Genomic DNA, 23,890 nt, shown 5'->3' on the forward strand with positions numbered 1-23,890 from the left:
TAAAATGGTCACCATGAAACTGCCAGCGTCCAATTTATCAAGCCACCAAAGCACCTGTCCCAGCAAGTCGGTCTTGAGTGACTACTTGCAAGGCGCAGCGGATGAAGCGACGTCCGAAAGCGTCGATCTACACTTGGAATCCTGCGGTGTATGCAATGAGGCACTGAGTCGACTGGAAGTAGAACTGTTACCTACGATCGACCAGATTCAAGACGTCACCGACATTGATTTATTGAAACAAGCAGAGGGCGACGAGGCGCAAATTATTCGTGACGCCATCGCTTCAAGCAAAGAGCCCGCCAGCAGAGAGCATTTGGCGTGGCGTTCTGGCATGCTGCATCATGTCCCGAAAAATGTTGGGCCCTATCGCTTGCTTCAAGCCATCGGTTGCGGTGGCATGGGTAGCGTTTATCGAGCAGAACACAATAAACTTCATAAAGAAGTGGCTCTCAAGTTGTTGCCGCTGGGTTTGGCCAGCGCTTATGCGGTCGAACGATTTGAACGGGAGATCCAAGCAGCAGGTAAGCTAAATCATCCGGCCATCGTCACGGCAACGGATGCTGGGACGGATGCGGATTTTCTTTACCTTGCCATGGAGCTAGTTCAAGGTTTAGACCTGGGCAAAATAGCGAGACAACTCAAGCCTTTGGACATTGCGGATGTGTGTGAGATCGGTCGACAAATCGCACTAGGCCTGGCTCATGCTCATCAGAAAGCCATGGTGCACCGCGACATCAAGCCATCCAATGTCATGCTCGACCAAAACGGTAACGTAAAAGTGCTCGACTTTGGACTGGTGCTATTGAGTCCTTGGGACAGCCCGTTGGGCGAGCTAACAACTGTCGGACAGTTCCTGGGAACGCTTGATTACATGGCACCTGAACAAGCCGAGCGAAGTGCCAGCGTCGATCATCGCAGCGACCTTTACTCGTTAGGGGCAACGATGTTCCGGTTGCTATCGGGCCAACTACCGTTGGCTATGTTGCCGCACCAATCGCCACTCGAAAAACTTCGCATATTGGCAAGACATGAACCGTTGAAGATTAAGACCTTGCGGCCTGATGTTCCCGACGGGTTGGCGAAATGGATTGACCAATTGTTGAAATCCGACCCGAGTTCTCGCCCCGCCAGCGCCGCTCATGTGGCCGAAGCGCTTATGCCATATTGCGGCGGGGCAGACCTGCAGCGCCTCGCCTCACTTGCGATGCAAATGCCCAGCGAAATACCGGATGACTTGCTTACACCAAAACCTCTAAGGTCGCTTGACGACGTTGATAACAAGGTAAGCGGCGGGTCGAAGCGAAAAGCTCGGTGGGGGACTACCATCGCGGCGGCGCTGCTGCCTTTTCTGGTGTACTTTGGATGGACGGTGATTATCAACGACTCCCATGGCAACTTGGTCATTCAGTCAGAGTTGGACGATTTGCAGGTACATATTACGAAACTTGACGGAACCAAGTCCGACTCCCTCACAATACAACAAGGCAACTCTTTGACCAAATTGAATGCTGGCGAGTATCAAATTCAATTGGATAGCCCCGCCGATGGAATCGAGATGGAACCTCAAACGATCGTGTTGAAGCGAGGAGAAACCGTGATTGCAAAGATTCGTCGTGAAGTGCAGTCGGAGGCTATAAGCCAAACGAAGATGGACACGAAGGAATGGTTGCCGGCAGGGGTTATCTCCGAAGAGTTGCTCAAGGCGACGTACAAAGATAAAACAATTTTGGACCATTTACGACAAATCCACTTAGAACGCGATTATCAAACCTGGCTTGCTTCAGTACGCATACTTGAGAAAGCGATTCCGGAAGATGCCCAAACAAAACTTGCCTCGTTTATCGAAATGGCAGCAGATCGGAAAGGCTTCCTCGCAGGGCTTGATTGTTTGAAGCTCACGCATTGGCTTTCCTATGAATTCATGGACCAGCGGATTGCGGGCTGGCTGCATGACGATGATGATCGCATCTTCGCTTTTTTAGCGGAATGCACTTTGAAAGTAGATCCCACTCGTACTCCCGTTGATGATGTTCAATGGACGCAGCTTGCATCGACCTGGCAAAATATCGAAGATTGGTTTGTAAACGACCATGATTTGCAACGGCGATTGATGGTGCAAAAGGCAAAAACAATGGGAGGCAATATCGTAGATGTCAAAACCGAACACCCTCTGAATAATTTCCTCTATTCCAACTTTCCGAATACGGCGTTCAGCATTGCTCAGTACTACACGTATCCCGCCAATTCTTACTACCACTATAGTTCTGGAAAGGCTTTCCTGGCCGACAAAGATCGCCTAAACGCTCGTCTGACATTGGCTCGTAATGCGATTGCCAATGGCAGCGCTGAAAACGTGTTTTGGCAATTGAAGTCGGTTGACGTGCAAGCTAAAAGCGAAGAATCCGAGTATTGGAAGCTTGTCGTAGACTTTATTGACCAGCGGTTGACTCGGTGGGCTGAATCAAACCAGGCACTGCTTGGCGACATGATCCAAATTCAATTGAGTTCTTATGGGAATGATTCATGGAGCGTTCGATCGCAGGCCGCCAAGCAAATTTATGGATATGGAGGCATGGGAGGCGGTGGCATGGGAGGAATGGGCCAGGCGTTTACTAGCGGGTTGCCCCCAGGGACTGATGCTAAAGTCTCTGAATCGATTGAACTGCTATTCGCATACCAACGATTACCGGAATCAAATCGCCCTAAGGCTTCTTTAGCGAGAGTTAGAACGATGCTCGAAACTAAAGACCTCGTTCTAACCCCTAAATTAAAGGACATTTTTAGCGGAGAATGGTCAAGCCTATCATGGACTTACGATATGAAGCTTCAACGTTCCATGAACGATGGCTCGCTGCAAGTGGTCGCAAGCGAAGACCAAGAAATCGCGATTGCCTTTATCATGCACCGCTGGATTGATGGCATCTTGGAGTCGGACTTGCTCGATCCGTCGACGGTCGTGCAATTGTTCTTTCAATCATTATCTGCAAGCTCTAATCCAAAATCCGACGAACAAACTGCAACGCATTGGATTCACTCAAGCGTGCGAGAGAAAAGGTTCAAAAAAGAGTTCGTGACTGAGGGGCAATCCAGTTTCGACACAAACATGGTGAACTATACCGTCGACCAAGCCACTGTTGTTGGCAAGTACGATTCACTACCCGGCCAATCATCAGAACTCCGAGTTCGATTAGGCCTCCAGAGCGAGGGATGGCGAATATTGTCGATCGAATCTTTTGCCAGTGGAAAACGAGAAGTGATTTTCGAGTGATGCGCACGATCTCGAGAGATAACTATCGATTTTTAATCACGCGTATGTCCGCGATCGGCGATGTGGCTCATGCACTGCCGTTGCTCGAGGAACTCAAGCTACATTATCCGCAAGCGCCGATTGCCTGGGTTGCGGAACTAGGTCCTTCACAAATACTGCAGCACCATCCTTTGATCGATCGTTTGATCGTTGTCCCCAAGAATTGGAGGAAATCGCTGCGTGCGATTCTTCAATTGAGACGCCAGCTCAGGGAATTTCGTCCGACCGTAAGTATTGACCCTCAAGGGTTGTCGAAAAGCGCTTTTGTTGGCTGGCTTTCCGGGGCCAAGCTTCGTATAGGATTCGCAGGAGAAAATGCCCGTGGGTATAGCAAGCTGTTTAATAACTCGTTGCATCAACCCGTCTCTCAGCATATCGTCGATTGCAACCTTGAATTACTGAAGCCGCTTGGAATAGTTCCGCAGAACGCAAGGTTTCAAATTGCAGAAACTCCTCAGGAAAGTCAGGACGCGAGCAATCTACTATCGTCGCTTAGTATCCACGACTCTTATGGAGTGATTAATGTTGGAGCTGGTTGGAAATCCAAGCTTTGGCGAGCGGAACGATTCGCGGAAGTGGCAACTTATCTTGGAACAGAACATAAGCTGGAGGTGCTAGTGCTATGGTCAGGCGAGAATGAAAAGCTAACTGCCAGTAAAATCTGCGAGCTGACTCCCCACGCAAAACTAGCGCCGCCGACAACATTACGCCAAGTTGCTGCGATTGCGCGTCGCAGCAAAATCTTTATCGCTTCCGATACGGGCCCGCTACACATCGCGGTAGCCGTCGGTGCGCGGTGCGTGGGTTTGTTTGGACCGATGCCTGCGGAACGGAATGGCCCTTATGGCGATCATAACATTGCGGTTCAAAAGGAAATTTTCAATGGCCCTAGATCTCAACGCCGCAGAGCTCCAAAAGAAATTATGGATTCAATTTCTGTTTTGGACGTCTGCCAAGCTTGCCATCGCCTCCTGTTGGATTGCGCAAAACGGACCAGCTAAGGTACGAAACGTCAAAAACTCGAATTGCTTTTGAAGTTTGTACGCAAACTCTAATCATCCGAACGGGCTCGTACCTTTACGGTCTCTTTAGGAACCGTAAATTTTGACTTAGCAGAGCGAATCTGCTGGACAACTTTCAGGAACTAAGGAGTGGGGATATGGTTAAGTCGGATCACAAACGTCAACAAAAGTTAGCTCGCAAGAACGCGAAGGATCGCAAACGGCATCAGCAGGAAACTCGCAAACGGCAGCAACTGGCGTCTTTGCAGGGACAAATGGTTCATAGCGCACGTGGAGAAATCACCTTCTGCGGCGTGAGCGCAGGGATAAAAAGTGGCCTGGGCTACGTCGCATTGGCCCGCAGAGCTCCCGGAGGAGCAATTGCCATCATGATGGTGCTGGTCGACACATACTGCCTTGGGGTAAAGCAGGTAATGGGTGGCCTGCGATCTCCTGAGAGTGTTCGGATGACCATCGAGCAGTCCAACCTGCAACCTGAGGAACCGTCTATTGCACGCGGCTTAGTCGAGTCAGCCATTGAGTTTGCGAAACAGGCGGGGCTTTCTCCTCATCCTGACTATCAAAAAGTAGCACCACTTTGGGGTGACATTCTCAGGGGTTCCATCGAAGGGCATTATGAGATGGGCCATCAAGGTGAGCATCTTTACATGAACGGCCCATTTGAAGACGAAGCCAGACAATATGCGATCATTGCAACTATGAATGCCCATCTTGGCGAAGGTAACGTCCGAGTTGCTGCCAACAACCGCAACTATACTGTTGACGGCATGGATTGGACCGACTCGGAAAGCATTATCGGCGACGATGAAAACTTCGGCGAAGAAGATGACGCGGAGAGCACTATTGATTCGCCAGACTATCGACGCTTGGATGGTCCCGAACTTTAACGTTGCGACCGTTCATCTGATAGCTTGTCACTTGGCAGCTCAGCCATCAACTTGTGGAACAATCTTGCGATGACTCCAGCGGGCTGGCTGGAATTGATTGGATAATCAATCGGAATACGGTTGATTGCCAAGATGTTTCAATCGTTCGTGGAGAAGTTCCGACGAAGCATATTTCTTGTGCTCCGAATCTAGTTTGCGAAATCACATCGGCGACAACTGCCCATCGTGATTGGGGCTAAAAAAAACGAGCTGTATGCTGGCGAGGAAGTTACGCACTACCTGATTGTTGATCCAGAAGCACGCAGAATCGAATGGTTGTCCATAAAACTAGACAGAGGTTACGAGGTACAGATCCGAGCCAGCCGCATCAGCTACATGACTCATGCGAACTTCGAATCGACATGGAATAATTATTTCGCAAGCTGAATTAGTTCGACGACCTGTTTCGGGCTACACGTTGTTGCGTCTCCCAGTCGCTCACGAGCTTAAGCAGAATCTTTTGCTCGGCCAACCTTGCTTCTATAGTGCACTTGCGCTGATAGGCAACGGAGTCTGGAAGCGAAGCAAGCAGTCCATCGGCCCAAGCTTGCTTTTGTTCAGGCGAGATTCTCCTATCCCGTTTGTCGTGTTCATATCGAAATTGGTCATGCATCTTTCTTCAGCAACTCCTGGAGATACTTAACTCGGTCACGTCTGCGATACTCCTCTGGGATTGCGAGTTGACAAGCCAACAAATCGGCTGCAGACAAAAGGTGCGACTCGCTTGATGATGCATAGTTGTACCGAACCGCGGCTCGCTTTGCTTGAGCATACGAATCGATACCTGGAACCGATAAAAAGACATCGAGAGGGCCGAACTCCGTTAGCATGCAGAAGACATTCTGTTTGGTTAGCCAACCATTTGGCTTATTGCAAACCAGCTCCCAGTCGTCATCTGAGTCGCCCCATTCAGCCTTCATGTCGCAAAGTGCTTTTTCGCACAAAGACACGTTCTCTGCAGACGACTTGATCAAGATATCGACGTCTTGAGTAGATACGGACTGGTGCAGTAAGAAGAAGTTCAGTCCACCGATCAATAGGTAGTCGACGCAATGCCGGTCGAGTATTTCGAAGATTGCTCGATAGTCAAATGGTAAGGTCACGGGCGGAGTAACGGAGGAATTCAATGGACAATGGTTGACCTGAAATTATACCAAAAAAAAAGCTCCTTGAGTTTGCACTCAAAGAGCTTTTTAAAAACCCGGCGATACCTACTTTCGCATTGGTATACACTATCATCGGCTCAGAAAGCTTAACTACTGTGTTCGGAATGGGAACAGGTGGACCTTTCTGATATGGTCACCGGGAGAGCTTGGCAAGCCGTATTCCCGCTTGCCAAGCTGTTGAAGTGGATTGTAATGATCAATCTTTGATTGCAATGACGAGTCATCGGATCTGATCTTTGCTGGGCAAAGTGCAAGATACCGATGGTCAAGCATTCGTCCGTTAGTACCAGTAAGCTGAACACCTTACGGTGCTTACACATCTGGCCTATCAACCACGTCGTCTACATGGGGACTTTCGCTTAAAAAAGCTTACGAAACCTAATCTTGGAGAGGGCTTCACGCTTAGATGCTTTCAGCGTTTATCCTTTCCGTAGTTAGCTATCCAGCCGTGCCGCTAGCGCGACAACTGGTACACCAGAGCTACGTCCAACCAAATCCTCTCGTACTAAAGTTGACCCTCCTCAAGTTTCGTACGCCCACGGCAGATAGGGACCGACCTGTCTCACGACGGTCTGAACCCAGCTCACGTACCACTTTCATTGGCGAACAGCCAAACCCTTGGGAGCTTCTTCACCCCCAGGATGTGATGAGCCGACATCGAGGTGCCAAACCGCATCGCCGCTGTGGACGCTCGGATGCGATAAGCCTGTTATCCCCAGAGTACCTTTTATCTGATGAGCGATGACCCTTCCATTCGGAATCACCGGATCACTAAGACCAACTTTCGTTCCTGCTCGACTTATTTGTCTCGCAGTCAAGCACACTTATACCTTTACGCTCTTTGCCTGATTGCCGACCAGGCTGAGTGTACCATTGCGCTCCTCCGTTACTTTTTAGGAGGAGACCGCCCCAGTCAAACTGCCCAACTGACAATGTCCTAAGCCCGGATTCACGGGACAAAGTTAGAATTAAAGCATATACAGGCTGGTATCTCAACGATGGCTCCCTGAAGACTTGCGTCCCCAGTTCACAGCCTCCCAGCTATTCTGCACAATACATACCTCAACCCAATATCAGCCTACAGTGAAGGTTCATGGGGTCTTTCCGTCTAACCGCGGGTATGTGGCATCTTCACCACAACTACAATTTCACCGGGTCGGTGGTTGAGACAGTGCACCAGTCGTTACGCCTTTCATGCAGGTCGGAACTTACCCGACAAGGAATTTCGCTACCTTAGGACCCTCATAGTTAGGGCCGCCGTTTACTGGGGCTTCGGTCGCGAGCTTCTCTACTCAAGGTAGATAACCCTCTTCCTTAACCTACCAGCACCGGGCAGGCGTCAGTCTCTATACATCCTCTTACGAGTTCGCAGAGACCTGTGTTTTTGATAAACAGTCGCTAGTGCCGATTTTCTGTGGCCCCCAAAAGCATAAACCATCGGGGGCGCTCCTTATCGCGAACTTACGGAGCCATTTTGCAGAGTTCCTTAACCACCGTTCTCCCGAGCGCCTTAGAATACTCTTCTCACCTACCTGTGTCAGTTTTAGTACGGTCAATTCCACTTCAAAGTTTAGAAGCTTTTCTTGGACGTCCTTCCAACATCATCCAGATCTTAAATGCTGTTAGCTCGGCTCCTTGAACCTAATGGGGCGGATTTGCCTACCCCCATTCTTAGAGCCAAGCAACGGACATAATCTAATAGTCCGCATGCTTTTCGGACGCCGTCCCTCCATCACTCCATGGAATCGGCGAAGGAATATTAACCTTCCATCCATCGTCTACGCCTTTCGGCCTCGACTAAGGTACCGGCTAACCCTGGGCGGATTTACCTTGCCCAGGAAACCTTAGGTGTTCGGCGAACAGGATTCTCACCTGTTTAATCGTTACTCATTCCGGCATAATCACCTGAAGGGCCCGACAACGCTCCTCACGGTACGTCTTGTATCTGCCCTTCAGCGCTCTCCTACCGCTCTAACTTGCGTTAGAACCCGTAGCTTCGGTGTTCCATTTACTCCCGTTCATTATCGGCGCAGAATCTCTCGACCAGTAAGCTGTTACGCACTTTTTAAATGGTGGCTGCTTCTAAGCCAACATCCTGGCTGTCTCAGAGATTCAACTTCCTTAGTGACTGAATGGAACTTCGGGACCTTAGCTGACGATCTGGGTTGTTTCCCTCTTGACCACGGAGCTTATCCCCCGCAGACTGACTCCCGAGATAGTTACAACGGTATTCGGAGTTTGGTTCGGTGAGGTACCCAGGAAAGGGCCCCCATCCAATTCAGTCTCTCTACCCCCGTCGCATAGTTCCTCAAGGCTATCCCTCAAAATATTTCGGAGAGAACGAGCTATCTCTGTGTTTGATTAGACTTTCACTCCTCCCCACAAGTCATCCCCTCGGTTTTCAACCCAAGTGGGTTCGGTCCTCCACGCAGTTTAACCCGCGCTTCAACCTGCTCATGGGTAGATCACACAGTTTCGCGCCTAGTACCCGCAACAATAAATCGCCCTATTCAGACTCGGTTTCCCTCTGGCTTCGGCCCGTAAGGCCTTAACCTGCTGCAAACACTAACTCGCCGGATCATTTTGCAAAAGGCACGCCGTCACACTCTATATAGTGCTCCGACCGCTTGTAAGCACACGGTTTCAGGTTCACATACCTCCCCTAGTAGGGGTTCTTCTCATCTTTCCATCGCTGTACTGAGTTCACTATCGGTCATCAAGGAGTATTTAGCCTTACGGGATGGTCCCCGTGGATTCAGACCAGGTTTCACGTGACTGGTCCTACTCAGGTGCCTCTACAGTGTGTCAATATTTTCGTGTACGAGACTTTCACCCTCTATGGTGGGCCTTTCCATACCCTTCCACTAACACGACACAATCCGATATTGAGGTCCTACAACCCCGAAGAGGAAACCCCTTCGGTTTGGGCTGTTCCGATTTCGCTCGCCGCTACTGACGGAATCGATTTTTCTTTATTTTCCACCAGGTACTTAGATGTTTCAGTTCCCTGGGTTTGCCACATATGCCTATGTATTCAGCATATGTCAATTCGGGTATCTCGGGATAATAGCTTGTTTGTCAGCTCCCCCAAGCTTATCGCAGACTTCCACGCCCTTCGTCGCCTCTTGATGCCAAGACATCCCCCGTGCGCCCTTAGTAACTTGACCATCGGAATCTCAAACTTTAACTTCACAGCAAATTTCAAGTCCCGTGGTTCGCCATTGCGCTCGTTCGAATCGATTAATAATCTAATATTCAAATCGACCTCGAACCTTAATATTGAATGCACACTCACCCCAATTCCCTAAGAAATCAAAGGCTTCATGCATCAACTTAAGATGTCATTACTACCACTTCAACCATGTTGTCAAAGAACAATTTCCCTCGCAATTTGCATTACTGCTCGTTGCGAAGGGTCCACCATCTTAAGAAGGTGTTTGACTCGCGTCAAGCCATCTTCAAAAAGATTTTTCATCTGGGTCAGGTTCCGACTCGCGTCGTTTCCTGTCCCACATGGGAGGCAGAATCATCCAGAATTTGGTCGCGAATGCAATAGGCTACGCAAAAGTTTTCCGGATTTATTTTCCCGCCTTCGGTGTCGCACTGTTTTCGGCATTTTTCACCGGACTCTTTAAGCATACCGGCCAACTTCACCTGCCGCGGGCAATGCACGGATACGCGATTCTCCAGACGTCGATTTCTCAGAGCTGCCCGCTTTGGCTAAAGTATCTGGCTGACTAACCACTGTTTGCTTTCCTCCGCTGGGGTCAGTTGGCTTGTGTTCTGCAAGGGCTCTGGCAAAGGTAAAGTTTGCAGTCACCGCAATCGCTCTGATTAGGTCGCTTAACTATGAATGTCTTGTTGTGCCCGATGGGCAGCGCCGGAGATGTGTTCCCCTTTCTGGGCATCGGCCAAGAACTTCAAAACCAAGGGCACGCAATCACGTTGTTGACTTCGGACTACTTTGCCACAGATGCCCAACGGCTTGGGTTTGCATTTCAACCACTTGGGCTGCCAGGGGTCTACCAGGAGTCGATCAAGCACCCGGATTTGTGGCATCCCACGCGTAGCTTTCGCTACCTTTACCAACGCATGTGCCTGCCATGCCTCGAACAGCAATACCAAACTGTCGCGAACTGGTGTGCCAATGACCATAGCGTAGCCCTGCTGAATTGCTTTGGTTTCGGCGGTTTGTGCGCCAGCGATCGGTACCCAGGAGCAAACATCTTCAGCATTCATCTTCAGCCTTCGGTGCTTGCCAGCTATCAGGATCCCCCTGCCCTGCCGCAAGTGGCTGGTCCCAAATGGCTGCGCCGATGCCTGATATGGATGGGAGGCAAAATTGCGATTGATCCCGTGGTTTGCCCCTCCCTGAATTCCTTTCGAGCGTCCAAGAATCTGCCGCCGATACGAGACGTCTTGCATTGGTGGACCTCCAGGCGTCTCAATGTGTTGATGTTTCCCAATTGGTTCGCACGGCCCGCTAAAGATTGGCCCCACAACTCGGTTCAAACCTCTTTCTCCCTTTGGGAACGAAACTCCAACGAATCTTTGCCAGTTGATTTAGTACGGTTTCTCGACAGTGGGACTCCGCCCATCGCCCTCACTGGCGGGTCGGCGAATCTGCATGCCAAGAAATTCTTCGAAACGGCCACGGTCGCCTGCCAGGCTCTGGGACTGCGACCGTTGTACCTAGCGGCCGCGCCCGACCAGTTGCCGCAACCGATACCGCAAGATGCGTACGCGTCTCCATTTGTCGCTCTGAGTTCGCTGCTGCCGCGATGCGCTGGCCTTGTCAGCCACGGAGGGGTCGGCACTGTGGCTCAGGCCATTGCGGCTGGAATCCCTCAGGTCGTAGTGCCTCTGGCTCATGATCAATTCGATAACGCCGAAAGAGTTTCCCGATTAGGCATTGGCCAATGGCTGCCCGCGGCCAAGATGACCACCCGCGGCTTAATGAATAAAATGAAGTTGGCATTCTTTGACCCACAGACTGCCGCCGAAAGTAAGCGTTTCTCGCGACTCTTGCAGCAAGACAATGGGTTGAGTCAAGCGGCCGCCACTATTGTGCGGCAAGCCGAAATCGCTAGATGAATTCGGTAAATAATAAGCACCGAAAAACACTTGTTCGTTGTGTTGCCGACAACACAAGTGCCCTTCGGCCAATGACCACAATCGCGATTAATATGAGAATTGTGTATCGCGCAGAGAGTTAACCATTGTCGAGCAAATTAGCCAGTTAGCTTTTTAGCATTTGCGACACTTTTTGAATCACTTGTAGAATCTCTATTGCTTGATCGACGCCGCCAGCTTGTTGGACAAACTGCAATGCAGCATCGTAAGCGGCTGAAGCATTGCTCGAATTGCTAGTCGTGACTTTGGTTGACGCAACCTGATATTTTCGAGGTCTTCCACGGCTTTTGGATTTGCTAGGAGTTGCTGGAGAGCTTGCCTTTTTCAAAGCATTTCGGACGTTCGCAATGTCATGATATTTGACTCCAGACTTGCCTAATGCTTCGAGTACCTCTTTGTTTGCGGCCTCAGGATGAGCCCCAAAGTAGTCTCGAATCAGCTTGCTTTTGTTACTGCTTTTTTTCGCCATTGTTCTCAGGTTGCTTTGTAATCTAGGTGGAGGGACGTTAAAAATTAAACTCAATTTTGACCGATAATTTGCGTGCGAGGCTAACTTAACAAGATTTTTCAATCAGCGTTTTAGCTTAAGAGAGCTTGAGCAAAACCGTCAATTCTGTGTTAGCAACGTCACAAAACTACTATAGGTTACTCAAACTCTAATAGCAAATATCAAGGCCAATCCTCCATAATGGTCGATGACGCCGTATTGTCAACGGATCGGTTGTTCATTTGCTTGCTGGTACTTAATTGTATTTAACGTTCCCGCATCGCTTCCGTCGGGGTGCTAGTGGCAATGTGGACTGTTGCATGTCGGCCGCAATAAAGGGTGGCTACAGTCGCGTTCACTGCCCTGCCCTGCCAACGTCGCAATTAATTTTATTGCCAAAGAATGAGCTTGAGCGTTGGTCTAGCGCTCGCTTAAGCCAAGTGTTTTTTGTTTGTGGGGTGTTCTCATGATAGGTTGTCTCAAACGACAGATTCAGCCGGGCTGGACGTTGGTCGCGTTAAGATTAGAGTCTTACCTACGGTGCCGCACGGCTCAGTTTGCGTTCAGGCTGCGATCTGGGGCCTTGGATCGCTGGGGCGTTCGGAGAGCTTTTTCAAGGGCAAATCGCGACGATCTGTGAAATGCAATCGCTTGACTGATCCCTACCCTGGCCCTATTATTGAACTAAGGGCGTGTTAGTCCGCCCTTCTTATTGTGTAGTGACTTTCTCTCGTTCGTTTCGAACAAATCGCCATGCTAATGCTTGAAGCAAGTCGAATGCAAAGCCCACGTCGGCTCGCGCTGCTGAAATGCTTGAGCGTGTGCCTCGCGATTTTCCTGGGCTGTTGCGGATGGCTCGAGCGAGCGGAAGCACGTTGTGGGCTGGTCAACCCTGACGCCCTCTTAATTGATCTGCCCAAAGTGACTGGATATGCCAAGTCACAACTGGTTCTCATGCCCTCCATGCACCTCGTTTACGATGAAGGTACGATCAAAGCTGTCTACGGGGGTTTGCCCAAGCCATGTAATGGCCCAAGTTGCAGGCCGCAACCGCTCGGGCACTTTTCGACTTCGTGCTTGGCGGTTGATCATTCGTCTGGCCCAAGCGATGGCATGTTTTTTCGAGGCAGTGGTTGGCGACCCAGCCTTTTGGATTATCAACCAATAGTAGCTGGCGATTTCTTCTATCCCCAGATGCCAGATCAGCCGCAATTCAGGCCTCCAATTCTCTAGCGCTTTCAGACGCCCACGATCGTACCTGCTACTCTCCTGGCTGGCCAAGCTTTCGATGATTCGAGAGCAGCGGGCCGTCCAGCCATTGGCAGAATGATTTGACCAATAGTGGGATTACTTGTGCTTGCCAATCGCATTCGCAGGCCAAGAACCAACCTTATCTGGAGCAACAGCAACACACTTTGGCGGTTGCTGTGAGTTCCATCCTTGGAAAGCCTTTGTTTAGAGCTACCTTTATTTGAAATCGCATTGAATCTGATGAGCAGAGAAGAAATCGTTTCGGCGCAAGATGATATAGCACACCCTAAGCCCATATTGGGCAAGAAGCCTCAACGAGCCGTGGGGCCGCGTTTGCGCGTGGTGTTGATCATAGTTCTCACTATGTTTTCACTGTTGGCTGCCAATGGTATTTACTTGTCAGCAATTACGCTGGTGCAGTGGTGGCGCGGAATTGTGATTGAGGACTATTTCTATCAATTTATGTTCCTTGCCCACTTGGTGTTAGGTTTCTTATTTACGGTACCCGTAATCGTCTTCGGACTGGTGCACTGGAATTCCTCGCGACATCGGCGGAACAAACGAGCGATTCGCATTGGTTATGCGCTTTTTGCCATTGCTATTGTTGTTTTGGTTTCAGGTGTTTTACTAACGCGGTTAGGCAGTTTTGAATTCGCCGCTGGGGCTACCAAACGGCAATTGATCTATTGGGCGCATGTGGTTTCGCCGCTACTGGCCATTTGGCTTTATTGGCTGCATAGACTGGTTGGACCTCGCATCAAATGGCATGTCGGACGGAGAATCGCGATCGCGACGGCCGTTTGCGTGGGGGCCATGGTGATGGCGCAAATGCAGGACCCTCGCGATTGGAATACGGCAGCGCCCAAGGAAGGCGCGAAATACTTTGAGCCGTCGCTTGCACGGACTCGAAGTGGGAACTTTATCCCTGCCAGCGTGCTTCAAAATGACGACTACTGTAAGAAATGCCACGCGGATATTTACGATGATTGGTTTCACAGCGCGCATCACTTCAGCTCGTTTAATAATCCGGCTTACCTCTACGCCGTTCGCGATACCCGTCAAGCGGTCAGTACGCGAGATGGGTCGATCCAAGCGTCGCGTTGGTGCGCGGGTTGTCACGACCCGGTCCCGTTTTTTAGTGGTGCATTTGATGACCCCAACTATGACGACGTGAATCACCCCACCAGCCAAGCTGGAATTACTTGTACCGTTTGTCATGCAATCTCCCATGTCAATTCCGTTCGCGGAAATGCGGACTACGTCATTGAGGAACCCGTGCATTACCCTTTTGTTTACAGCGAAAATCCCCTTTTGCAAAAGGTGAACGAGTTGCTGGTCAAAGCCAAGCCGGGTTTTCACAAGAAGGAAATGCTCAAGCCTGTTCATAAAGATGAAAAGTTCTGTAGCACCTGTCACAAAGTGTTCCTGCCGAAAGAGTTAACCAACTACAGGGAGTTTTTGCGCGGTCAAAATCATCACGATTCTTACCTGTTAAGCGGTGTCTCAGGGCACGGTGCACGCAGCTTCTACTATCCGCCAAAAGCGGAAACTAATTGCAACGGTTGCCACATGGAATTCAAAGAGTCCAATGATGTGGCTGCGTTGGAAATCAATGGGAAACGAGTCGTTCATGACCATTTCTTCCCGGGCGGAAACACGGCCCTGCCCTACTGGCGAGACGATCAGGAGATTGTCCGACGTGAGCAAAAAATCCTAGAAGGCTGTGCTCGTGTCGATATCTTCGGGGTTCGGAAAAATGGCGAGGTTTTTGGCGAACTGCTGGCTCCCATTGGTCCGGAAAATCCCACTTTGGTCGCGGGCGAAACCTATTTGCTTGAAACCGTTATTCGAACTTTGAAACTAGGGCATCACCTTACCCAAGGAACCGTCGATTCCAATGAACTTTGGCTGGACGTAACCGTGAAAAGCGGCGATCGCCTAATAGGTGCTTCTGGACAGATCGACTCGCGAGGGGAAGTTGACCCTTGGTCGCACTTCGTCAATAACTTTGTCATCGATCGCCATGGTGATCGCATCATACGACGCAACGCTCAAGATATCTTCACGGCCGTTTATAATCACCAGATTCCGCCAGGCGCAGGCCAGATAGCTCACTATCGCTTGCAAGTACCGGACGATATTCAAGACCCAATCACTATTCATGTAGCGTTTAAGTATCGCAAGTTTGCACAAAGCTATATCGATTATATGAATTCTGCATTCAAAGAAGGGGATCGCCCTTTTGTTAATGGTCCCCCTCATGCTGACGGCAGGAATACGCTGCCAGTTACCGTGATCGCAGAGGATACTGTCGTGTTGAGCGTTCAACGCAAGGATGGCACGATCGCCCAGTCCGACTATAACAACGACCAAAACTCGCCAGACTTATGGCAACGTTGGAACGATTACGGAATCGCTTTACTGCTAACAGGAAACGCACAATTGCGCCAAGCCGGGGAAGCGTTCCGAGAGGTGGAGAAACTGGGGCGATTTGATGGGCCTTTAAACAGTGCGCGTGTCTTGTTGGCCGAAGGGAATCTTGACGGCGCGACCGAAGCATTGTCGCGAGCAGAAAAGATGGACCCGCCACCTCCAGCCTGGACGTTTGCTTGGCTGAGCGGTGAAATTGCTGTGCAACAAGGCCAGTTCGAGCTTGCGGAGAAACTATATCGAAGTGTTCTGTACGATCAAACGCAAGAAAGGATTGATCGCGATTTTGATTTCAGCATGGACTACATTGTTCGTAATTCACTCGGAGGTGTGCTTATCGATTTGGCGGACAAAGCTGCGTCTCGTAAACAGCCAGATCGAGCTGTCGCTTTGCTGCGTCAGGCACGTGCTGAATTTGAGTTTGTTATCCAGGAACATGTTGATCCTGATAACAATACGGCTTACGCGAATCTTCGCGAGGTCTACTCTCGCTTGGCAGAATTCGCTGCCAGTACCGAGGAAGCAGCGAACCTGATGCTGCTCTCGAAGCGAGCGGAAGCTAACAATATCAAGTACAAGCCGGATGATAACGCATCCGATATCGCTATTCCAAAAGCTCGCCAAAAATACCCACCAGCCGACCACGCGGCCGAACGTGTCGTGATCTACGACCTGCATCGCGATAACACACAAGATTTGCCAGCGAAATCGCAAGTTGGGCAACAGTCAGCCGCCAACATCAACCCGGAGGCTGTTCACTTGGAACCATAGCCCAACGCGAAACCCCCGTTCACGAATTTTGTTTAAAGCGTATCCCACTTGAGCTTAAGTAAACATCTGCCTTACCAAATCTGTGGGCAGGCTATACTAGGAACCAAAGCAGTGCCATCACTCGGTCAGAAAACAGTTATGAATCCAGATAGTGAAAACGAACAAAACGATGAAGTCATCGGACGCGCGTTTTGGAGATCGCTGGTCGTTCTCGTCGCGTTTGCATGTATTGTCGGTGGAGTCTTCTTGATCGCTTCATTCAATCGACAGCCCTTAGAAGAAAGACGAACCGAAATCATCGTCCCCACCGTGCGCGAATCCATCGCTGAAAGCGAACTGCCTGATATTCCGCTGGTGGATGTCACGACCGCTGCTGGAATCCATTTTGCACATGTTAACGGCAAAGCTGGCGAGCGTCTGTTGCCTGAAACGATGGGGGGGGGCGTGGGCGTGTTGGATTTCAATAACGATGGCGCCCAAGATCTCTTCTTCGTAAACTCATGCCCTTGGCCTTGGTCGCAACAAGATGGCGCGCCATCTTCGATGCAAATGTACCGCAACGATGGACGCGGGAATTTCACAGACGTCACTCAAGAAGTGGGATTGGACGTCACTTTCTATGGCATGGCTCCTGCATTTGGAGACTTTGATGGCGACGGCTGGACCGACATTTTCATTACTGCAGTCGGCAAAAATAGGTTGTATCGAAATATCGAGGGACAAAGGTTCGAGGATGTCACCGACCAATACGGATTGGGAGGCAGCGATGACCAGTGGAGCTGTCCTGCGATGTGGTTTGACTATGATCGCGATGGACGCTTAGATTTGCTCGTTGGTCAGTATGTGAAGTGGGACCGCCAGTCCGATCTGCAGCAGGGCTTCACGCTATCTGGAATTGGGCGAGCCTATGGCCAGCCAACCGCGTTTGGTGGCACTTTCCTGACTCTCTATCGCAACATGGGTGATCATTTTCAGGACGTCAGCCAGGCGGCCGGAATTCTCGTACGCGATCCAAATACCGATGTGCCTGTTGCGAAAAGTTTAGCTTTTGCACTGCTGGATGCGAACCAAGATGGCTGGCCGGATGTGATCGTCGCCAATGATACTGTGCAGAACTTCTTACTGATTAACCAGAAAGACGGAACGTTTGTTGAAAGCGGCTACACTGCTGGTGTGGCTGTTGATCGAAACGGGATGTCGACCGGTGCGATGGGCGTCGATGTCGCGCATTATCGCAATGACGATCGCGTTGCGATTGCGATTGGTAATTTTGCGAACGAACCATCCAGCTTGTACGTTTCGCGTGGAGCGATGCCCTACTTCCGCGATGAAGCCGCTCTAACGGGGTTTGGTCCGCAGACCAAGCTTCGTTTGACGTTTGGCTTGTTCTTTGCCGATATGGACCTGGATGGCCGACAGGATATCGTCTGCGTCAACGGTCACTTGGAAGATGAAATCGCAAACTTCCAACCCACACAACACTACGAGCAATCTCCGCAATTGTTTTGGAATGCTGGCCCGGAGGCTTCCACGGAACTGATCGAGCTAAATGAAACAAAAGTCGGGCGAGATTTCCCGCGGCCTTTCGTCGGCCGAGCGGCCAGTTATGCCGACCTGGACGGTGATGGGGACTTGGATTTGATTTTCGTCGGCAACGGCCAAGGAGCTGTCCTCTATCGCAATGATCTCGCCGCCGGGAAAAAGTGGTTAAGGGTCAAACTGAAAGGACGGCCTGGAAACACCGAAGCCATCGGAGCCGTCATTTCTATCAATAACGGTTTTGAAACTTACCGACGCATTATTTCACCGACTCGAAGCTACCTGTCGCAATGCGAGTTACCTGCTACTTTTGGCTTTGGCAGTCAAGAGCCGAAGGAAATGAAAATTCAATGGCCGAACGGGCAGGTGCAGACCGTAGCCATCCCAAGCTTGAATACCATGATGGTCGTGCAGCAGCCCGATGCATGATTGCCCAATAGCGGCCAAGCTCCCTGAATCATCGCTTCGCTAATCGATAAAATGTTGCACTTCGGACAAACAAGTATTGGGGGACAAAGAAGATCGCGCCCAAGCCTGTGGCCGAGATGACGATCAGCGGAAACATCTCGATTGCGAGCATTGCGATGAAGACCCCAAAGTTTGCAAATACCGATTGAAACGAAATGCTGATAGCTTTGCCAACAGGTTTGCCATCAGCTACCGCGCACGCACCAATCAGAATAATCGCGTATAAGATCGTGCCTACAATCGTCTGAAGAACGATCACGAAGAACAATAAAGCCACAGGTGGCTGGCCGTTGCCCCTGAACATCGCCGCCAGAAGTAACGGCGAATAAATGATCAAGAACACCGGCATGAACATGATGATCTGCAGGAAGAAATACCCAATGATCCCCAGCCGTATCTCTGTGGGCACAATAACCATCTCGGCATCGATGGTTCTGCCACGTGCTGCATTGATCGCTATGTAGCAACTAGAGGTGATCAGAATGATTATTCCAACGAGGTAGGAACCGAAAAATGCAATCAATGCAATCGTGCCGCTAATAATTTTCACCCATGGATCCACATCGGTCAGCCATTCTCGGTTGATGTAGGCAATCCCGTTCAGGAATCCAAACCCTAACCCCACCACCACGACGCAAACCAGCAACGGCAAGTACATGTAGAAGATAGCCGGGAAGAGGTTATCAAACGTCTTTTGGAACAGCTCTCCAAGTCGTACTTTTCCGCTTTGCGATGATGGCACAAAACTAGGAGCCGAGTAAGGCGATGCACCGTGAGCCCCAAATTGGTCATTAGGTAGTCCTGCCGTAAGGTCGATAGTATCCCAGGTCGTTTGCGCCGGGACCGTAGAATGAAAGTCGCTGAGACTGTCAGCGATCGGCATGGCGGTAGTGAACGCCTCTGCCGAACTGGGCGTGCGCCCCTGAGGACTGCTTGCCGGGGCATAAGGATCTGCCGCGGCATACGGATCGGCTAGCTTGGTTTTCGCGGCTGGGGGGAGGGCCCTGGTCGGCTTTTCCGAGGTTACTTTAGGTTTAGCAAGTTCTTTTGCTGAGCTTGTCGGGCCGGGAGGTTTGTTTTGGAAGCTCGAACCGGAGCTTGGACGGCTGGCAGCTTGTTTCACCAAGTTTGTCTTGGCTGACGAGGTGGCTTGAGCTGCTCCTGAATCTTCGGTCGGCTCTTTGGGTTCAATTGCTACAATAGGGAAGACCGTTGCGCAGTTGGTGCAACGCCCTTTCCGGCCTACCTGTTCACGCAGGCCTTCAAAGAGTTGCAAGCAACTAGGACATTCAAAAGCGATCGCGTCAGCGGCTCGTTTCAGAATCGTGGCCGATTGGCCTGCAGGTGGTAGCACAAAGAGTTCGTGGCAGTTGCGACAGAGGCCTTTTGTGCCTACCAGTGCGCGAGCATAATCCAACTCCTTGGCGCACCGCGGGCAGGCAATCGAAAGTGTTTGCGTAGCGGGCTTTTTGTTTGAGGGCGTCGGCGTCGGCTTTTTGCTTTGTGAGTTATCACGAATCGTTGTCTTCTTGCCACACGACACGCAAACACACTGCAGCCCGAGGGCATCTGATGATGTCTGCATTTGTGCATTGCAGAACTCACAGTTGAAAATGATGTTCATAAAGGTTTAGCGATCGCGACTATCGAGGATGGCATCGACAACACAGTACAACTCCAACCAGGCCAATTCAACGACGGCGTGGGAAAAAGCGTTGTCAGTTGCAGCAAGTTTACTTTGAACGGCCGTGCGATGCCAATCAGTCAATTCGCAAGGGTCAAAAGCCCAGGCCGATTCCCCTTTGGCAATCAACAATTGTCGTTCGTTCTCTGCAAGCTCTGCGGTGATGTGTTGAAAAAAGTCAAAATTCCCTGCTCGGTGAAACCAATACTTGGCATTTCCAAAGTCGCCTTCACGTCGATGCATGATCCCGTGCAAGTACGAACCAATAGGTGTCTCCAAGTTTTGGGAAATTGAATGCGACGCATCTAATTGGTTGCCAACCAGAAGTAAAGCGGCTTGAAGCGATCGTTGCGCGAGCGTTCCGCGGCAAATCAAGGCTAGCTCGCCAACCAAGTTCGATGTGACCTGAGCGTCGCTCTCATTTGGATTTAGTGGGTCTTGCGCATGCTGTTGGAAGAACCTTCGAATTTCTTCCGGCCAATTAGTTTCTCTTAACTGCTTCTGCATTCGGAACCTTGGTTGCTAGAGGAACATGGGTGACTAATTTCCAGCCTCCCCAGAATATCGGCATCTTGCCGCTAAGCAACCGTGCTTCTCCGCGGCGATTGGCCTGTGAAAACCTTGGCTCTTGGTAGGAAGTTAACTCATATTCCCACAAGCTTAAGATGCTACTCTGAATCGTGGACGCTAGTTTTCGATCCGACCTGTCAAGCAGTTCGCGTGTTACTACGGCCGTGCTCTCCCCATTAACTGGCCATTGTTTCCAAAGGAGTTGCTGAGTCCCCACTTGGCGGTGGAATTGCAACCAGGCTTGGAGTTGTGTCGTGTCGCGATACATCTGCGTGGCGGTCGCATTGTTGATATCCAGCGCAAGTACAATTTTCGGTACGCTCAGTTCTATGTGTTCCACAGCATCTAGCCGCAGCGTTTGGTCTTTTGTCCGCAGGAAGTCTGCATTTCCAGAGGCTAGTATCAAGTCGCTGGCAATGACAACCGTATCCGCGTTTCGAATCGAGAACGGATAGTTTTGGATCGGATCTTTGGGTAGCCGCACGACGCTGCTGTGCTGCGCGGGTAAAGCTGCGATAACTTCGGCAGTCAGTTGTTCGTCCACAGCATTCTCTTGCGAGAAAAAATTCTGTCGCGCAAACAGCGTGATCTGTCGAGTATCGGCCATGGTGAGTTCCGAGAAACCCGCTGATGCGAGGCTGATTGCATAGCTGATTTGAAACTTTGCTTGCCAACAATCTTTAATGCTCGCTCCTGGACTGAGCAAGACGCCAAAAGGAAGTAACCACAATTGCGAGTGAGGTACGATTCTAATTGCCGTTTTGCCATCCAATGCTTCTTGGACTTCTGCAGGGACTAAGCTTTGGCTTAAAGACATCGAGATTTCGATCCAGTTGCTTTTGTCGAGATTCGCCAAGAGCGTGGGTATATCCGCGTAAGCATTGATTGCGTTGAGCAACTGGTTCTGCGTTTCAGCTTGCTTCTTCGCATTGGGGATTTGCCAAATCTGAGTCATCGACTTATCCAGATAGTAGCCCCAAAGAAGGTCCTCATGCCTGAAAAAACCTAAAATGGCTTGCTTCTCATCGAACGCCTGTCGGATGGACTCAAAATCTAAGCGACTTGCGCTTGAAGCAGGCAATCCAATCAAACTGGTGGATTCGATTGCATATTCCTGATACTGCTTTGCCGACATGGCAGTCAATTGTTGCCATTCTCGGAAGTTCTCTTGCTTCCAGTTGGAACCTGCTGGATCTGAGTTATCTCTCAGGTTTTTCCAGCGGGTTTCGATGTCGGTTAACCTGTTTTTCAAGTTGGCATACCGAGTTTGAAAGGACAGTAACTGCTTCTTGCTTTCTTCATCCCAGTTCAATCCGTCATTTCGAAGTTGGTTTCGAAATGTAAGCGCCCGATCTTGTAGGGGTTGGTTGATTCTTAATTGCCTCTCATGCCAGTCATGTAGCAGTTGGATAAAGTCCTCCGCTGGTTGAGTTTGATAGGAGTCGTTGGCCAGAATTACAAACAAATCATTGAGAGGCAAGTTGTCCCAAACGATCGCTTGCCAAGGATTGCTGAGCCAGTCTGCGAACTGCGGTCGCTGGACCAAGCCTGCCAAACGCTCCATCAAAGTACGCTTGGGCATCCCCCCCTCGCGCATAGCGATTTGAATCGACGTCGCTTGCAACAGCTTTGACAACAACGGCGACGGGGATTCGGAACCGGTGCCCAGTGAGACTAATTGTTGCAATGCATTTTGCGATGCGGTCATGTTGCCACTGGCCGCAAAGTGCTTGATTCGCACGCCTTGCACAGCAGCCCTCAAATGCGGTAAACGCAATTCGCCGCTGCGTGTGAGCCGATCGAACTTCGATTCGAAGGAAGTAAATGATGTCGCATTGCGAGCTCGCGAAGCCGACTCGCAACCACTTGCTAGAACCGTGAGATACATCAACCCAAAGCGAGTATCAACCCATCTCATCATTTTGTCGGTGACGACTAGCCCCTGCCCTGGTGTCAACCAGTCGGTGGCGCGCGTAAGGAACATCGCCGCCTCGGCCAAAACATCGATTTGATTAAGGCGTGCTGCCAATAGTGAGGCCTGGCCAGCTCGTAGTTCAACTTGGGCCACATTGCCTTCGGTCGCGGCTATCGAGGCCAACTCCAACAGGGCAGTAGCCGTCAACGGGTGGTCGAATCCGCTGTCCAACGTCAGGTTCTGCTCTAGTAAGCTTTTGGCTCGTCGATGATTCCCGGATCCTCGCAAAGCGATCGCGTGGCAAACGTTTTGGCATCGCTGCAACAACTCGGGCATCGTCGGTCGAACGTCTGCATACATCGACTCAAGTTGGCGAGTCAAGTCATAGTGCTGTGCGAGCGGGCCTAGCATTTCATTTCGCAACCGAAGCGCTGTCGCTTGGCTAAGGAACGTTTCAATAGCGTCAATCCAAATCACTTCCGTGGTCAATACCAATCCCCGAGTTGGATCTTGTGTTTCCACCAACATCGCTTGAGTGCCGATGGCAACCGGCCATGCGTCGGGGTAAATCGCTAGTCGCGATACGCGTTGCTCTGGATACCACCCAATGCGACCATCCGACAATTCAATGGGCCGCAGCGTGATCGGTATCCGGTCAAGATAGGCCACCCAAAAGCGCGACGCGTAGGCCAGCGACAACCCAGCATTGATGTTCGATAACGCTGCCGGAAGATCCCCTGCCAAATATAAAGCTTGGCCATTACGACACAGCGATGGAACGGCATCGATCCCATGCTGATCATTCAGGGTCCGGGATAGACGATACGAGGTTTCAAAAGTGTGGGATGCAGCGGCAGTCAGACCTTCAAACAGCAATCGCTTTCCAACTTGATAATCACCGATCGGGTAGATGATCCGAGCCGCAGGCGCTTGCGCTCGGCAATGGGCCGCGTCAATTAGTAGGACACCAATGATCGCAGCAAGTGCGCTAGCGATCCCTCGATATCGCCCTGCGAACTGACGCAGGTAACTGAAAATGGGCAAGGTTCTGTTCACCATGGGAATCGCTATTGGACGAGGGAGAAAACGAAGCGCTGGGACTACTATTCTATGATACTTCTGCCTCGATGGTTGTTCAGGAAAAATCAAATCCTTGAAACTAATTGGCAAGGTTCATTCAAGCGTTTCCATCCCTGTAACCGATACAAACTCCAGAACAAG

At 50.6% G+C, this 23,890-nt stretch carries 12 protein-coding genes and 2 rRNA genes; 6 read left to right on the plus strand and 8 right to left on the minus strand.

Annotation, left to right across the window (positions count from 1 at the left end; translation table 11 throughout):
- The first annotated feature begins 13 nt into the window (after positions 1-13).
- From SH302x_RS03855 to SH302x_RS03865, 3 genes are all read left to right on the plus strand, one after another.
- Complete coding sequence (locus SH302x_RS03855) at positions 14-3,268, plus strand: serine/threonine protein kinase (RefSeq protein ID WP_479367430.1); 3,255 nt, start codon at positions 14-16, stop codon at positions 3,266-3,268.
- Positions 3,268-4,308, plus strand: a complete 1,041-nt coding sequence (locus SH302x_RS03860; protein WP_479369236.1) for a glycosyltransferase family 9 protein — start codon at positions 3,268-3,270, stop codon at positions 4,306-4,308. Before SH302x_RS03855 ends, SH302x_RS03860 begins: the two co-directional genes overlap by 1 nt.
- Before the next feature lie 158 nt (positions 4,309-4,466).
- Entirely contained in the window at positions 4,467-5,216 is a 750-nt protein-coding gene (locus SH302x_RS03865; protein ID WP_479367431.1) for a hypothetical protein, read from the plus strand.
- Between the two features lie 644 nt (positions 5,217-5,860).
- Here SH302x_RS03865 and SH302x_RS03870 read toward each other — a convergent pair.
- The 3 genes from SH302x_RS03870 to SH302x_RS03880 all read right to left on the minus strand — a co-directional run bounded on the left by SH302x_RS03870 (position 5,861) and on the right by SH302x_RS03880 (position 9,588).
- Complete coding sequence (locus tag SH302x_RS03870) at positions 5,861-6,358, minus strand: hypothetical protein (protein WP_479367432.1); 498 nt, start codon at positions 6,356-6,358, stop codon at positions 5,861-5,863.
- A gap of 96 nt (positions 6,359-6,454) precedes the next feature.
- Positions 6,455-6,562 (minus strand): 5S ribosomal RNA (rrf, locus tag SH302x_RS03875).
- A 120-nt stretch (positions 6,563-6,682) separates the two neighbouring features.
- A 23S ribosomal RNA gene (locus SH302x_RS03880) occupies positions 6,683-9,588 on the minus strand.
- A 682-nt stretch (positions 9,589-10,270) separates the two neighbouring features.
- Here SH302x_RS03880 and SH302x_RS03885 point away from each other — a divergent pair.
- The gene (locus SH302x_RS03885) at positions 10,271-11,515 is read left to right on the plus strand and encodes a glycosyltransferase (protein ID WP_479367433.1); all 1,245 of its coding nucleotides are present in this window, start codon (positions 10,271-10,273) and stop codon (positions 11,513-11,515) included.
- Positions 11,516-11,660: 145 nt separating this feature from the next.
- Here the strand turns inward: SH302x_RS03885 and SH302x_RS03890 are convergent, their stop codons facing one another.
- Complete coding sequence (locus tag SH302x_RS03890) at positions 11,661-12,023, minus strand: hypothetical protein (protein WP_479367434.1); 363 nt, start codon at positions 12,021-12,023, stop codon at positions 11,661-11,663.
- A gap of 957 nt (positions 12,024-12,980) precedes the next feature.
- Positions 12,981-13,253: a hypothetical protein gene (locus SH302x_RS03895; RefSeq protein WP_479367435.1), complete on the minus strand. Its 273-nt coding sequence runs from the start codon at positions 13,251-13,253 to the stop codon at positions 12,981-12,983.
- Between the two features lie 279 nt (positions 13,254-13,532).
- Here SH302x_RS03895 and SH302x_RS03900 point away from each other — a divergent pair, with 279 nt between their 5' ends.
- Together SH302x_RS03900 and SH302x_RS03905 are read left to right on the plus strand one after the other, a co-directional pair.
- Positions 13,533-16,493 carry a multiheme c-type cytochrome gene (locus SH302x_RS03900; protein ID WP_479367436.1) on the plus strand — a complete coding sequence of 987 codons (2,961 nt, stop codon included), beginning with the start codon at positions 13,533-13,535 and terminating at the stop codon, positions 16,491-16,493.
- Between the two features lie 138 nt (positions 16,494-16,631).
- Positions 16,632-18,461: a CRTAC1 family protein gene (locus SH302x_RS03905; protein ID WP_479367437.1), complete on the plus strand. Its 1,830-nt coding sequence runs from the start codon at positions 16,632-16,634 to the stop codon at positions 18,459-18,461.
- A 28-nt stretch (positions 18,462-18,489) separates the two neighbouring features.
- On the opposite strand, the gene SH302x_RS03910 is transcribed toward SH302x_RS03905, so the two are convergent.
- The 3 genes from SH302x_RS03910 to SH302x_RS03920 are packed head-to-tail and all read right to left on the minus strand — an operon-like array spanning position 18,490 to position 23,728.
- Positions 18,490-20,085, minus strand: coding sequence for a hypothetical protein (locus tag SH302x_RS03910; RefSeq protein WP_479367438.1), 1,596 nt, complete (start codon positions 20,083-20,085; stop codon positions 18,490-18,492).
- Positions 20,086-20,130: 45 nt separating this feature from the next.
- Entirely contained in the window at positions 20,131-20,691 is a 561-nt protein-coding gene (locus SH302x_RS03915) for a hypothetical protein (RefSeq protein WP_479367439.1), read from the minus strand.
- Entirely contained in the window at positions 20,666-23,728 is a 3,063-nt protein-coding gene (locus SH302x_RS03920) for a tetratricopeptide repeat-containing protein (RefSeq protein WP_479367440.1), read from the minus strand. The genes SH302x_RS03915 and SH302x_RS03920 overlap by 26 nt, the downstream gene beginning before the upstream one ends.
- Between the last annotated feature and the right edge of the window lie 162 nt (positions 23,729-23,890).

The sequence above is a fragment of the Njordella calcicola genome (genome assembly GCF_056494125.1).

Coding starts and splice junctions, on each gene's coding strand:
- SH302x_RS03855 (WP_479367430.1), top strand. CDS start 14: ATGAAACTGCCAGCGTCCAATTTATCAAGCCACCAAAGCACCTGTCCC.
- SH302x_RS03860 (WP_479369236.1), top strand. CDS start 3,268: ATGCGCACGATCTCGAGAGATAACTATCGATTTTTAATCACGCGTATG.
- SH302x_RS03865 (WP_479367431.1), top strand. CDS start 4,467: ATGGTTAAGTCGGATCACAAACGTCAACAAAAGTTAGCTCGCAAGAAC.
- SH302x_RS03885 (WP_479367433.1), top strand. CDS start 10,271: ATGAATGTCTTGTTGTGCCCGATGGGCAGCGCCGGAGATGTGTTCCCC.
- SH302x_RS03890 (WP_479367434.1), bottom strand. CDS start 12,023: ATGGCGAAAAAAAGCAGTAACAAAAGCAAGCTGATTCGAGACTACTTT.
- SH302x_RS03900 (WP_479367436.1), top strand. CDS start 13,533: ATGAGCAGAGAAGAAATCGTTTCGGCGCAAGATGATATAGCACACCCT.
- SH302x_RS03905 (WP_479367437.1), top strand. CDS start 16,632: ATGAATCCAGATAGTGAAAACGAACAAAACGATGAAGTCATCGGACGC.
- SH302x_RS03910 (WP_479367438.1), bottom strand. CDS start 20,085: ATGCAGACATCATCAGATGCCCTCGGGCTGCAGTGTGTTTGCGTGTCG.
- SH302x_RS03915 (WP_479367439.1), bottom strand. CDS start 20,691: ATGCAGAAGCAGTTAAGAGAAACTAATTGGCCGGAAGAAATTCGAAGG.
- SH302x_RS03920 (WP_479367440.1), bottom strand. CDS start 23,728: ATGGTGAACAGAACCTTGCCCATTTTCAGTTACCTGCGTCAGTTCGCA.